We start from the raw sequence: 14,369 nt of genomic DNA on the forward strand, positions 1-14,369 counted from the left end.
CTTAAACCTAACAGCAAAAAGGCGGTTTCCCGCCTTTTTATCATTACTGCAAGCGCCCGTGGCAATGTTTATATTTTTTACCCGATCCACAAGGACAAGGATCATTACGGCCTACTTTACGAGCGCCACTGGCAATCTGTGCTTCTGTTGTAGACATCAATGCGCCTTTTTCAACTTCATGGCTTAATTGCTGCTGCCTTGCCAAACGTTCAGCTTCCGCCCGGCGCTGTTGCTCCAATGCCTCTACTTCTTCCGGCAATCTCACTTGAACTTTGCTCAATGTACTAATCACTTCATATTTCAGCGATTCCAGCATGTTTGCAAACATAGCGAAAGATTCACGTTTATATTCCTGTTTTGGATCTTTCTGAGCATAACCACGTAAATGGATACCCTGACGTAGGTAATCCATTGCTGCCAGATGCTCTTTCCACAACATATCCAGAGTCTGCAACATGATACCTTTTTCGAAGTTACGCATCATTTCAATGCCAACAATCTCTTCTTTACGTTTATAAACTTCAACAGCCTGTGCAAGGATACGCTCACGCAACGTCTCTTCATGTAGTTCAGGCTCTTTATCCAACCACTCTTTGATCGGCAGCTCTAAATCGAAATCAGTCATTAAACGTTGCTGCAAACCTTCCACATCCCACATCTCTTCCAGAGATTGAGGGGGAATATAAGCATCAATGGTTGCTTTAAATACATCTTCACGAATGCTGCTAATGGTTTCACTCACATCACTCACATCCAGCAAATCGTTACGTTGAGCATAAATAGCACGACGCTGATCGTTAGCAACATCATCGTACTCTAACAATTGCTTACGTATATCGAAGTTACGGCTCTCCACTTTACGTTGAGCATTGGCAATGGCTTTGGTTACCCACGGATGTTCAATTGCCTCACCGGGTTTCATACCCAGTTTACGCATCATGCCGGTGACACGATCAGAGGCGAAAATACGCATCAGTGAATCTTCCATTGATAAATAGAAACGGGACGATCCCGCATCCCCTTGACGACCGGAACGCCCACGTAACTGATTATCAATACGACGAGATTCATGACGTTCCGTACCGATAATATGCAAACCGCCTGCGGCCAGAACCATATCATGGCGTTCCTGCCATGCGGCTTTAATCTCTTCAATCTGAGCTTCTGTTGGCTCTGTCAGTTTAGCAATTTCTGCCTGCCAACTACCGCCTAGCATAATATCCGTACCACGACCAGCCATGTTAGTCGCAATAGTTACCGCGCCCACTTGACCAGCCTGAGCAATAATATCCGCTTCCATTGCATGAAACTTGGCGTTAAGTACGTTGTGCTTGATACCCGCTTTAGTCAGTTCATGAGAAACCAGTTCAGACTTTTCAATAGAAATAGTCCCCACTAATACAGGCTGCCCTTTACCGGTACGTTCGCGGATATCTTCAATGATAGCTTCAATTTTTTCAGCTTCGGTCATATAAACCAGATCCGGCAAATCATCACGGATCATTGGGCGGTTTGTCGGCACCACAATGGTATCGAGCTTATAAATAGAGCTAAATTCAAATGCTTCTGTATCGGCTGTACCGGTCATACCCGCCAGTTTTTCATACAACCGGAAGTAGTTTTGGAAAGTGATAGAAGCTAGGGTTTGGTTCTCATTCTGAATTTCTACACCTTCTTTAGCTTCAACAGCCTGATGTAATCCATCAGACCAACGACGCCCCTGCATGGTACGGCCAGTATGTTCATCAACAATAATGACTTCACCCTCTTTCACGATATAGTCAACATCGCGGGTAAACAACGCATGGGCACGTAACGCAGCCGTAACATGGTGCATTAGCATAATATTGGTTGGTGAATATAGGGATTCACCTTCTTCCATCAATTTAGCTTCCGCCAATAATTGTTCAATCAAAACCAAACCGCGTTCCGTCAAGTTAACCTGACGGGACTTTTCGTCGACAGAAAAGTGACCTTCTCCCTGGAAAGTCTCTGAATCATCTTTTTCCTGACGAATCAATTTAGGGATCAACTTATTGACTTTGATATAAAGTTCAGAACTATCTTCCGCGGGGCCAGAGATAATCAATGGCGTCCGCGCTTCGTCAATCAGAATGGAGTCAACTTCATCCACTAGCGCATAATGTAGTTTGCGCTGCACACGCTCTTCCGGACTAAACGCCATGTTGTCACGAAGATAATCAAAACCATATTCGTTGTTAGTACCATAGGTAATATCCGCCGCATATGCCTGGCGTTTAACAGGTGCCGGCATACCTGGCAGGTTAATACCAACGCTCAACCCCAAAAATTCAAACAGTGGGCGGTTATTTTCAGCGTCGCGCTGTGCCAGATAATCATTTACTGTGACTACGTGAACACCACGCCCTGTTAATGCATTCAAATAAGCAGGCAAAGTCGCTGTTAGTGTTTTACCTTCACCAGTACGCATCTCAGCAATACAACGTTCATTCAGAACCATCCCCCCCAATAACTGAACGTCGAAATGACGCATAGCAAACACGCGCTTACTCGCTTCACGTACTGTTGCAAATGCTTCAGGCAACAAATTTTCCAGCGATTCCCCCTTTTCTAAACGGGTACGAAATTCGGCAGTTTTACCCTTCAATTCATCATCAGACAATTTTTCAAACTCTGGCTCCATGCGGTTGATCACATCAACAACTTTACGCATACGACGCAGTGTACGGTCATTACGACTACCAAAAACCTTTGTTAATAATTTAATCAGCATAGTTAATTACATCTCAGATAAGGCCGTTATCTCGCAGCCAACAAATAGTTATTTATTATTTCGGAATTTGTAAAAAAACGAAGATTCAGAGATAAGCAGTAGGACCTGCACGGATACCTTGGGCTTTAGCAATCCAAAACGTCGGAGTATAAGAAGATTGTGATGCAATATTCAGGAATGGTATATCTGGAACTGGTTCAGGTGGCTTAGGTTTCTGAGTTAATAGTGCATTCAGAGTTTCTAGTACAAGCTGCTGAATACTGGAAGAACTTAACCGGATACTTTGTTTTGTTGTTTCATCGTTCATAGGTTGAGAAACAGAAAAAACAAAAGAAAGCTGCCTGATCACATTGCGTACCGCATGTTGTTGCCAGTAATTAACGCCATTGGCAGGCTGATGTTGAACATTCTGCAATGAGAATAGGTTATCAAAAGCTGATAAAGCCTGATTTTGCCAACTCTGGCTAGGGGAGGTATTAGCTTGTGAAATATTATCGGCAGCACCCGCTAAAATGGTAGGAACGCCAATACTTGCCGCAACCACCCCTAATAACAGATGTGACCAGAAATAACGTCTGCCAAATTGTCGCCAAAGATTTAGAATACCCATTAATCCTTCATCATACCGGAGCTACTGTTATTATGCGCGATAGCCGCCCACAATCATTAGATGTTCTTTTTGAAGACGTCGCTGCCGTTGAGAAAAGCCCGCTTCATGTTATCCAGCAACGTACCGTCGCTTTGTTAAAACTCAACCGTGCCGTTATCAGCTTGCTTCCCGCACAATTACATCCGTGGTGTCGGGTCGCTAATTATCGCAAACAAATTCTGGTACTGGAAGCAGGAAACGCCAGTTGGATGACCAGATTACGTTACGAGCTGCCAACACTGCTCTCTACACTAAGAAGCGAAATTCTACCATCATTGTCATCTATCGACATCAGGATTAACCCATCACTTATGATTAAGCATGGCAATAGTGCGCAGAGCTTCGCAAAAACGATGAGCGATGATCACAAAACGTTACCGATACGTCAGTTAAGTCAAGAGAGTGCGAAAGAATTAATAGTGCTAGCGAACCGTAGTCCAAAAAAGTTGAAGGAAAAATTAGAGCGATTAGCTGCACTGGCCGGAGAGAGTGCCAGCACAGCTAAAAAATAAGCGCTAGCGCTGAGTAAAAAACATCAGCGAGAACAAAATCACTGATAACATAACTCACTGATATATCTTGAATTATTCTCAGCACACTAGAGAGTTATGCCATTACAGTCGATGGAGCACGAAAAGCCAACGGCATTTCAGCTTCATCTTCGAAAGTGATCAGTTCCCATGCACTTTCTTGCGCCAGAACTGCCTGCAATAGCTTATTGTTCAACGCATGACCCGATTTGAACGCAGTAAACGCGCCAATGATGTTATAGCCACACATAAACAGATCACCAATTGCATCCAGCATTTTATGACGGACAAATTCGTCTTCAAAACGCAAGCCATCTTCATTCAGTACACGATAGTCATCAACAACAATCGCACAATCAAAGCTGCCGCCTAAACATAAGCCTTTAGATTGTAAGTATTCAATATCACGCATAAAGCCAAATGTACGGGCACGACTGATTTGACGAACAAACGCTTCTGCCGAGAAATCCATACAGTAACGTTGAGAGCTTGAATCAATCGCAGGATGATTGAAATCAATAGTGAAATCCAGACTGAAACCATTATAAGGTGTCATCTCTGCCCACTTATCACCCTCCTCCACACGTACAGTTTCCTTAATACGCAGGAATTTTTTCGCTACGTTCAGCTCTTCAATGCCCGCATCCAGCAGCAGGAAAACAAACGGGCTGGCGCTACCATCCATAATAGGAATTTCTGGCGCGTCAACGTCGATAATAATATTATCGATACCTAACCCCGCAAGCGCTGCATTCAGGTGCTCAACCGTTGAGATTCGCACGTCATGCTCATTTACCAGGCAAGTACAGAGCATAGTATCACGCACGGATTTTGCATCTGCCGGAAAATCAACCGGTGGATTCAAGTCAGTGCGGCGATAGATGACCCCGGTATTAGCCGGTGCTGGGCGCATTGTTAGCGTGACTTTTTTACCGGTGTGTAAACCGACGCCAGTCGCCTGAACAATACGTTTAAGTGTCCTTTGTTTGATCATCGTTTTATCTCGCAATGTTATCCATCCTGCCAACCACTATACACTATGGTTGGCGGGGGAGTTTAGCACAAAAAGCGGAGAATCCAATTTTTTAGCTATTAATCGGCCTGTTTACGTAAAAATGCAGGAATATCCAAATAATCGGGCTCCTTGCTAGTTTGTACGCTCTGGTCATTCACCACTTTTGCCGCTGGTTTATTTTCTTCAGACAATGAAGACATACCGCCAGACATGTGCTGATGACGGTGTTCCATTACACTTGACTGAGAAGACTTATTGGTAACCAACGTAATTTCAGGACGTTTATCCATACCAATACCGGTGGCAACCACAGTCACACGCAACTCATCGTTCATGTCTGGGTCCAGAGAGGTACCGATCACGACGGTTGCATTATCAGATGCAAATGCGCGGATCGTGTTACCCACTGTTTCGAACTCATCCAAACGCAGATCAAAGCCAGCAGTAATGTTAACCAGAACACCACGAGCACCCGACAAGTCGATATCTTCCAGCAGTGGACTGGAAATCGCCATCTCAGCGGCCTCTTCTGCGCGATCTTCACCCTGTGCAATACCGGAACCCATCATGGCGTAGCCCATTTCGGACATCACGGTACGCACGTCAGCAAAGTCAACATTCATCAGACCTGGACGCGTGATCAATTCAGCGATGCCCTGAACCGCGCCTTTCAAAACGTCATTAGCTGCGCCGAAAGCATCCAGTAGTGAAATGCCACGACCAAGTACTTTCAACAGTTTGTCGTTAGGGATAGTAATCAATGAATCTACATGCTTGGACAATTCAGTGATCCCTTGTTCGGCAAACGCCATGCGTTTCTTACCTTCGAAATTGAAAGGCTTAGTCACCACAGCAACCGTCAGAATTCCAAGCTCTTTTGCAATTTCAGCTACCACAGGCGCTGCGCCAGTACCGGTACCTCCCCCCATACCAGCAGCGATAAATACCATATCCGCACCATCAAGCGCGGTGCGCAATGCCTCCCGATCTTCTTGAGCAGCAGTACGACCAACTTCCGGATTTGCCCCAGCTCCCAAACCTTTAGTAATACCATTACCAATCTGGATAGTCTGGCCGACAGCCGTTTTACGCAATGCCTGAGCATCCGTATTTACTGCAAAGAATTCAACACCTTCGATGCGTTCACGCACCATGTGCTCAACAGCGTTACCGCCGCCACCGCCGACGCCGATGACCTTAATCACCGCGTCATTGGTTAATTCTATTGGTTCAAACATATAGTTTCTCTCCGCTTTGTGCCTTTATATCGAGGCTAAAGAAAACGCAGCCTCTGTATAAAATTAAAACTCTTTTTTCAGCCAGCTACTGACTCTCTTAAACCAGCGACTCACTGAAGCATGTTTTTCAATATCCGCATCACCATTAAGATGAGAGGCTTTCCCGTAATGCAGCAACCCCACAGCTGTTGAATAATAGGGTTGCTGCGCATAGTCCGTCAGACCAGTAATATTAAGAGGTTGACCAATACGCACCTGAGCGTGGAACACACGCTGGGCACATTCAGCCAAGCCATCAATCTGAGCGCCACCACCAGTCAAGACAATACCCGCAGCCAGATGGTGTTTAACCCCCTGCTGGCGTAACTGTTCCTGCAATCGCAAGATTTCATCATTCACTAAATTCAGTAATTCGATGTAACGCGGCTCAATGACCTCAGCCAACGTCTGACGCTGTAAGCTACGTGGTGGACGTCCCCCGACACTTGGCACTTCCACACTTTCATCTTTGCTGACTAACGAACCTAGTGCGCAACCGTGGCGTACTTTTATCGTTTCTGCATCGCTTGGCGGCGTACCAAAGGCATAAGCAATATCACTGGTGACAACGTTGCCGGCATAAGGGATAACTTTGGTATGACGCAGCGCTCCGCCGGTATACACCGCAATATCCATCGTCCCGCCGCCGATATCTACCACGCAAACGCCCAATTCACGCTCGTCTTCGGTCAAAACAGCATAGCTGGCGGCCAACCCGGAAAAAATAAGCTGGTCGACTTTCAAACCACAGCGCTCAACGGCTTTTGCAATATTTTTCGCCATATCATTATGACAGGTAATCAAGTGAACTTTCGCCTGCATACGCACACCGGAAAGTCCCACCGGATTTTTAATGCCTTCCTGATAATCGATGGCATATTCTTGCGGAATAACATGCAGTATTCGATATTCATCACGTACACGAACTGATTTGGCAGTATGAACAACATTGTCTACATCTTCCTGAGTGACCTCCTCTTCGGAAATAGGAACCATCCCGATTTCATTCTGACAACTAATATGTTTTCCAGATAACGCCAGATAAACAGAGGAAATTTGACAATCTGCCATCAATTCAGCCTGATCGATAGCCCGCTGTACACATTTAACAACCGACTCCAGGTCGTTTACACCGCCTTTATCCATACCGCGGGATGGACAACTTCCCACCCCGATAATATTAACCATACCATCGGGCAGAATTTCACCAACAAGGGCAGATACCTTTGCTGTGCCAATTTCTAGGCCAACTACTAATTTTCTGTCCGTCGATTTGATCATCGTTGTTCTGCCTGCCTCATATAATTATTGCCAGTAATTGTTTATTGCCCTTTGGCCGGAGCATTAGGATCGCCAATAGGTAAAGGCGCCCAACCTACCGCTGCGCCACTGTCATAACGCAAATCCACGTAATCTACCCTTTTCTCTGTGTTCTGCTGTAACAGCGGATAAAGCTCGATAAAACGTTTAATACGGCCTGTTGTATCCATTCTTCCCAGCTTTAGCTGGACACCATTATCCAGCGTCAATTGCCAGGAACGACGCGCCGTCATTGCCGCCGCTTTTAATTTCAGTTTATTGGCAGCGAGAAGTTTAGCCATAGCTCGATAACCATCAAGTACTTCTTTTTCATTGCCTTGTGGGCCATAAAGCATCGGGAAATACCCTTTAACTTCCCATTCAGCCGGAATGCTGAATACCTGACCTTCGGCGTCCAGCATCTGAGTATCATTCCAGCGCACATAAGGGACATATTCTACCAGATGAATTCTCAGTTCATCAGGCCACTGTTTACGAACAGTGACTTGCCTTATCCACGGCATCCGTTCAATTTGTTGCTGAATGATATTCACATCCTGCGTCATGAAAGTTCCCGGTTGCCCTAATGACAAAATTGCCTGCCGGATATCATCGTTGGTAGTGTAGTGACGCTCACCCGTTACCACCAGTTTTGAAATAGGCAATCTGTTCGCATCTTTCATCCAGTTAAGGACGGCCCAACCTCCCCAAATAATGGTCCCAATTACCATCAGGAAGAAGATAAGCCCTGCCAGGTAAGAGCCGTTACTAGGACGAGAACTGCTATTTTCATTATCCCGTCCCCTTACTTTCAGGGCCGCTTGAGACATATCAATCAGCCAACTCCAAAATCTTTGCCACCAATTGTGAAAAACTTAATCCAGCCTGACGCGCAGCCATCGGCACCAAGCTGTGACCAGTCATCCCTGGCGATGTATTCACCTCCAGCAGATAGAAACCACCATCACTATCCATCATGATATCTACCCGTCCCCAACCACTACATCCTACTGATTGATAAGCTTTAAGCGCCATTTCTACCAATTGCTGCTCTTTTTCATCACTTAAGCCGCTTGGACAAAAATACTGTGTTTCTTCAGACAGATATTTTGCATCATAATCATAAAAAACAGCAGCGGGTTGAATACGAATAGAAGGTAAAGCTGCATCGCCAAGGATAGCTACCGTGTATTCCGGGCCGTACAACCACTTTTCTATCAGTAAATCAACGTCATAACGAAACGCTGCCTCTAATGCGCCACGCAACTCCGAAATCTCATTAACCTTAGTCATACCAACACTGGAACCTTCCAGACTTGGCTTAACAATTAATGGCAGACCTAAATCTGCTACATATTCTTGGAGTTGAAAATCCGTCAATCGTTCAAATTGCTGAGAATTCATTGAAACATATGGCGAAACAGTCAATCCAATCCCTTGCCATAACTGTTTTGTGCGCAATTTGTCCATTGACAATGCAGAGGCCATCACACCACTACCGGTATAGGGTAACTGCAAAAATTCTAATACACCTTGCAAAGTACCATCTTCCCCACCGCGCCCATGAAGCGCGATAAAGACTTTCTCAAATCCGGCCTCTTTAAGTTGAGTCACAGGAAAATCTTTTGTATCAACTGGATGAGCATCAATACCTGCTTCTCTCAATCCAGCCAACACGGCGTGTCCCGATAACAGCGAAACTTCACGTTCAGCGGAAGTTCCCCCCAACAGTACCGCGACTTTCTCAGCCATTGTGTTTTTCCTCATTCAAAGATGGCTGTAATTTTGTTTCAGCCAGATTACGCGCTATTTTGCCTATATTGCCGGCCCCTTGAACCAGAATTAAATCATTACCATCCAGCACCTGTGCCAATGCAGCGGTCACCTTTGCCGGATCAGATACCAAAATCGGATCTAACTTACCGCGACTACGGATAGTACGACACAACGAACGACTATCCGCCCCCGGAATAACCGCTTCACCCGCAGAGTAAACATCCAACATCAACAATACATCTACCTGATTCAATACATTGGCAAAGTCATCGTATAAATCACGGGTTCGGGTATAACGATGAGGTTGAAATATCATCACAATACGTTTATCCGGCCAGCCAGCACGGGCGGCTTTAATGGTTGCATCCACTTCCGTTGGATGATGGCCATAATCATCAACCAACATTGCACTGCCATCTTTGCCGTTAACACGTTCCAGAGAAAAACTGCCCAAAAAATCAAAACGGCGTCCGGTTCCCTGAAAACCTGCCAACGCAGCCAAAATATCACTGCCAGAAATCCCTTCCTCAGTCGCAACAGCCACTGCCGCCGCAGCATTCAGCGCATTATGACGACCAGGCGCATTCAATACGACTTTCAGATCCGCCATATCTTGGCGACTGACAGTAAAATATCCCTGAGCGCCTTTTTGCTCATAATGGGTAATACGGACATCTGCTTCTTCACTAAAACCATACGTCGTGATATAGCGCCCCACACGAGGAATTAACTCTTTGACAACCGGATCATCAATGCACATAACTGCACGCCCATAGAACGGTAAGTTGTGCAAGAAGTTAATAAACGTCTGTTTCAGGTTTTCGAAGTCACCATGATAGGTATCCATATGGTCTGCTTCGATATTCGTAATGACCGCCACCATCGGCTGCAAATGCAAGAAGGAGGCATCACTTTCGTCAGCTTCCGCAATTAAATAACGGCTACTGCCAAGACGAGCATGTGTTCCCGCGGCTTTAACCAAACCACCATTCACAAAAGTGGGATCTAAGCCAGCCTGTGCATAGATGCTAGAAATCATCGCCGTTGTGGTTGTTTTACCGTGAGTCCCGGCAATAGCAATACCATGACGATAGCGCATGAGTTCCGCCAACATCTCCGCTCTACGAATAACCGGAATTCGGGCCTCACGAGCAGCAACAATTTCCGGGTTATCCGCCTGAATTGCGCTTGAAGCCACAACCACACTGGCATCCAGTATATTTTCAGGACGATGGTTAAAATAAATCTGAGCGCCCAACTTAGTCAGTTGCCGAGTTACCGGGTTTGGCGCCAAATCAGATCCACTAATCTGATAACCTTCATTAGCCAACACTTCGGCGATCCCCCCCATGCCAGCACCACCAATGCCAACAAAGTGGATGTGCCTGACTTTTCTCATCTCAGGCACGAAAGCTCTTAATTTCGCCAGTTGTTGTGTATTCACGTTTTCTTCTTCACTATGTATGTTTGCTTCACCGCCCCTTTTAAGGCGGTCTAAATCATTTTTTTGCCGCATCGATTAATGCCGCCGATACTCGCTCAGTTGCATCAACAATTGCTGCTGAACGGGCTTTTTCCGCCATTTCCAACAATTGTGGCCGTTGCCACTGAGTTAATAATTCGATTACTGCATCAACCGTAAATTGTGGTTGCTCCAGTATTTTTGCCGCGCCAACCTTTTCTAGAGGTAGCGCATTCCAGTATTGCTGACGATCTTTATGCTGAAATGGCACAAAAATCCCAGGTAATCCCGCAGCAGACACTTCACTAACCGTCAACGCGCCAGAGCGACAAATCACCACATCAGCCCAGGCATAAGCTTGTGCCATATCGTCAATAAATTCAGTAATCTTATGTTCGCATTTAACTGAATTGTCATAGGCATGCTGAACACTTTCTTTAGCCCCTTTGCCTGTCTGATGCCAAAGAGTAATTTTATCACCCATACCGGCGGCAATTTCAGGCATTGTCTGGTTAAGAATTCTCGCCCCCTGACTGCCCCCAACAACCAGAACCCGAATCGGACCTTCACGTCCTGTCAAACGTTGTTTAGGTACAGGCAGTGCCAACACATCTTCGCGAACAGGGTTACCCACAACGGGGGCTTTTGGAAATGCGCCGGGAAATGCTTGTAAAACGGTCGTAGCAATTTTAGCCAGCCATCGGTTTGTCAGCCCGGCAATACCATTCTGTTCATGCAACACAACCGGAACACCGCACATCCACGCAGCAATACCGCCGGGACCAGAAACATATCCCCCCATGCCAAGCACGACATCTGGCTGATAGCGACGTAAAATCGCCTTTGCCTGACGGATTGCTTTGAAAATTCGGACCGGGGCAGCTAACAATGCTCTGATCCCTTTACCTCGCAGACCAGAAATCTGAATAAATTCAATGTCAATGCCATGTTTTGGCACTAAATCGGCTTCCATCCGATCCGCGGTTCCCAACCAGAGAACGTCCCAGCCCTGGTCTTTTAAATGATGAGCTACAGCCAGTCCTGGGAAGACATGTCCTCCGGTTCCACCTGCCATCACCATCAAACGCCGGGTTTTGTCACTCATCGGGGACTCCTTACAAACGCCTGAGCTTTTGCCAAGCGTGTTTCAAAATCAATTCTTAATAGCAATACGATAGCTGTAGACATAATCAGCAAACTTGAACCACCGTAACTAATCAAAGGCAAAGTCAACCCTTTAGTCGGTAACATACCTGCGGCGGCCCCAACGTTAACCAGAGCCTGGAAACTAAACCAAATACCCACCGAACAAGCTAGAAAACCCGAAAAACGCTGATCCATCTGTAATGCGCGACGACCTATCGTCATTGCGCGAAAAGCGACGAAGAATATCATTAACAACACCAAAACCACACCTACGTAACCTAATTCTTCTGCCAAAACAGAGAAAATAAAGTCAGTATGCGCTTCCGGCAGGTATTCCAGTTTCTGTACTGAATTTCCCAGTCCTTGCCCTAAAAATTCGCCACGGCCAAAAGCCATCAAAGACTGCGTTAATTGATAACCTTTGCCGTATGGATCTTCCCAAGGGTCCAGAAAGGAAGTTACACGGCGTATACGGTAAGGTTCAGCAATGATTAACAGAACCACCGCGAATACCCCTGAGCCAATAATCGCGAGAAACTGCCATAACTTCGCCCCGGCCAGAAATAGCATCGCCAACGTTGTTACAAACAGTACAACCACCGTTCCCAAGTCAGGTTGAGCCAGAAGCAACACCGCTAACACGACCATCACGCCCATTGGCTTACAAAATCCCCAAAAGTTATTCCGCACTTCCTCTACTTTGCGCACCAAATAACTGGCGAGATAGCAAAATAGAGAAAGTTTCGATAACTCTGCCGGTTGAATTCTCAAAGGCCCAATGGCAATCCAACGCGATGCTCCATTGACTGAATTTCCCACTACCAGAACAACCAGCAACAAAATAACGGAAATAAGCAGCATCAGATTGCTATAACGTTGCCAAAAACCCATCGGGATACGCAGTGTGATCAATGACAACCCGAAAGCCAGTAAGAGATAAGTCGCATCACGCTTAGCAAACAGAAACGGATCTTCTGCAAGACGCTGCCCAACCGGCATCGATGCTGATGTCACCATAACAAAGCCGATAATTCCCAATCCGAGTGTCAGCCAAACCAGTGTGCGATCATACAACACCATATTGGCGGCATCAGTTTCACGGCCACCAACAACCCAGTCTTTTAATCTACTGAATCCCGGAATAGACATCAGCCCAGCTCCTCTGCCAAACGGGTAAACTCATGACCACGCTGTTCAAAATTACGGAACTGATCAAGGCTTGCACAAGCAGGAGATAACAGCACCATGTCACCCGCCACCAGCCGCGGAGCAATATCACGCATCGCCTGCTCCATAGTTTCAGTTAATGTCGCTATTTCCGGGCGTAGTTGCGCCAGTCGTTTCCCATCCCGACCAAAGCAATAAAGCCGAATTTTATCCCCACAAAGGAGAGGCTTGAGCGGAGAAAAGTCTGCTGACTTACCATCACCACCTAACAGTAAATACAGCGTACCCTCCGGGTTCAGACCATCGAGCGCCGCCACCGTACTGCCAACATTGGTCGCTTTAGAATCGTTAATCCAACGCACCCCGTTGTTCAGATGAACAAGTTGGAAACGATGGTCAAGCCCTGGATAAACCGTCAATGTCGCCAAACTGGCTTCACGAGGAATACCAACCGCATCAGCTAAAGCCAATGCAACCAACCCATTGACGTAGTTATGTCGTCCAGTCAACTTAATTTCATTTGTCGCCAGCAGTGATTGGTTGTGAACTTTCAAACAGGCATTTTCACTATCAAGTTGGTAGTCGCCACAATCGACACCAAAGCTGACACAACGGCTGTCCATACCCGTTTCAGGCAGTGTCAGGGGATCTTGAGCATTCACAATGCATCTCTTCGCCTGACGATAAATCCTCAATTTAGCCGCTCGGTACTGAGATACCCCCTGAGGATAACGATCCATATGATCCTCAGTCACATTAAGCACAGCGGCGGCTGTTGCGTTCAGGCCATATGTGGTTTCCAACTGGAAACTGGAAAGTTCTAAGACATAAAGCTGACAAGATTTCTTCAACAATTCTAATGCAGGCAGGCCAATATTACCGCCAACCCCCACCTGCCAATTAGCCGCTTTCGCCATTTCACCGACAAGACTGGTAACGGTACTTTTACCATTAGAGCCAGTAATAGCGACTATCGGAGCTGTTGCTTCACGGCAAAACAACTCGATATCGCCAACAATTTCAATACCTGCATTAGCCGCAACCTGCAATTCCGCCGTTGCCAAAGCAACGCCTGGGCTTACAACAATCAAGTCAGCATCCATCAACCAACCCGTATTCAGGCTTCCACTGTGACACTCAACACCATCGGGCAGCTTATCCTTACCGGGTGGCGCCGCACGCGTATCCATCACTCGCGGGATCACACCTCGTGCCATAAAAAAGTCAACACAGGAGAGACCTGTCAGCCCCAACCCGACAATAACGACTTTTTTACCCAAATAATCCGCCATG

At 46.3% G+C, this 14,369-nt stretch carries 12 protein-coding genes; 1 reads left to right on the forward strand and 11 read right to left on the reverse strand.

The window, feature by feature from the left end:
• Positions 1 to 43 precede the first annotated feature (43 nt).
• Positions 44 to 2,755, reverse strand: a complete 2,712-nt coding sequence (gene secA / locus B0X70_RS18180; RefSeq protein WP_217470044.1) for a preprotein translocase subunit SecA — start codon at positions 2,753 to 2,755, stop codon at positions 44 to 46.
• Between the two features lie 85 nt (positions 2,756 to 2,840).
• Positions 2,841 to 3,365, reverse strand: coding sequence for a secA translation cis-regulator SecM (secM, locus tag B0X70_RS18185; RefSeq protein ID WP_036810818.1), 525 nt, complete (start codon positions 3,363 to 3,365; stop codon positions 2,841 to 2,843).
• 32 nt (positions 3,366 to 3,397) lie between these two features.
• On the opposite strand from secM, the gene B0X70_RS18190 reads away from it, so the two are divergent.
• Entirely contained in the window at positions 3,398 to 3,916 is a 519-nt protein-coding gene (locus B0X70_RS18190; protein ID WP_110090829.1) for a DUF721 domain-containing protein, read from the forward strand.
• A gap of 94 nt (positions 3,917 to 4,010) precedes the next feature.
• On the opposite strand, the gene lpxC is transcribed toward B0X70_RS18190, so the two are convergent.
• From lpxC to murD, 9 genes are all read right to left on the reverse strand, one after another.
• On the reverse strand, positions 4,011 to 4,928 hold the full coding sequence (gene lpxC / locus B0X70_RS18195) for a UDP-3-O-acyl-N-acetylglucosamine deacetylase (RefSeq protein WP_036777498.1): 918 nt from the start codon (positions 4,926 to 4,928) through the stop codon (positions 4,011 to 4,013).
• Positions 4,929 to 5,026: 98 nt separating this feature from the next.
• Positions 5,027 to 6,187: a cell division protein FtsZ gene (gene ftsZ / locus B0X70_RS18200; protein WP_036810822.1), complete on the reverse strand. Its 1,161-nt coding sequence runs from the start codon at positions 6,185 to 6,187 to the stop codon at positions 5,027 to 5,029.
• A gap of 63 nt (positions 6,188 to 6,250) precedes the next feature.
• A complete protein-coding gene (ftsA, locus tag B0X70_RS18205; RefSeq protein WP_036777496.1) occupies positions 6,251 to 7,507 on the reverse strand; it encodes a cell division protein FtsA in 1,257 nt (418 codons plus the stop codon).
• Positions 7,508 to 7,548: 41 nt separating this feature from the next.
• Positions 7,549 to 8,355 (reverse strand): cell division protein FtsQ, encoded by an 807-nt coding sequence (gene ftsQ / locus B0X70_RS18210; RefSeq protein WP_036777495.1) that lies wholly within the window; start codon positions 8,353 to 8,355, stop codon positions 7,549 to 7,551.
• A gap of 1 nt (position 8,356) precedes the next feature.
• Positions 8,357 to 9,277, reverse strand: a complete 921-nt coding sequence (locus B0X70_RS18215) for a D-alanine--D-alanine ligase (protein ID WP_046395697.1) — start codon at positions 9,275 to 9,277, stop codon at positions 8,357 to 8,359.
• On the reverse strand, positions 9,270 to 10,745 hold the full coding sequence (murC, locus tag B0X70_RS18220) for a UDP-N-acetylmuramate--L-alanine ligase (protein WP_217471765.1): 1,476 nt from the start codon (positions 10,743 to 10,745) through the stop codon (positions 9,270 to 9,272). The genes B0X70_RS18215 and murC overlap by 8 nt, the downstream gene beginning before the upstream one ends.
• A gap of 55 nt (positions 10,746 to 10,800) precedes the next feature.
• Positions 10,801 to 11,868, reverse strand: coding sequence for an undecaprenyldiphospho-muramoylpentapeptide beta-N-acetylglucosaminyltransferase (murG, locus tag B0X70_RS18225; RefSeq protein ID WP_217470046.1), 1,068 nt, complete (start codon positions 11,866 to 11,868; stop codon positions 10,801 to 10,803).
• Positions 11,865 to 13,058, reverse strand: a complete 1,194-nt coding sequence (ftsW, locus tag B0X70_RS18230) for a cell division protein FtsW (RefSeq protein WP_036810832.1) — start codon at positions 13,056 to 13,058, stop codon at positions 11,865 to 11,867. The genes murG and ftsW overlap by 4 nt, the downstream gene beginning before the upstream one ends.
• Positions 13,058 to 14,368: a UDP-N-acetylmuramoyl-L-alanine--D-glutamate ligase gene (murD, locus tag B0X70_RS18235; protein WP_217470047.1), complete on the reverse strand. Its 1,311-nt coding sequence runs from the start codon at positions 14,366 to 14,368 to the stop codon at positions 13,058 to 13,060. Before murD ends, ftsW begins: the two co-directional genes overlap by 1 nt.
• Between the last annotated feature and the right edge of the window lies 1 nt (position 14,369).

This window comes from Photorhabdus akhurstii (assembly GCF_019090985.1).
In the GTDB taxonomy this organism is placed as follows: domain Bacteria; phylum Pseudomonadota; class Gammaproteobacteria; order Enterobacterales; family Enterobacteriaceae; genus Photorhabdus; species Photorhabdus akhurstii.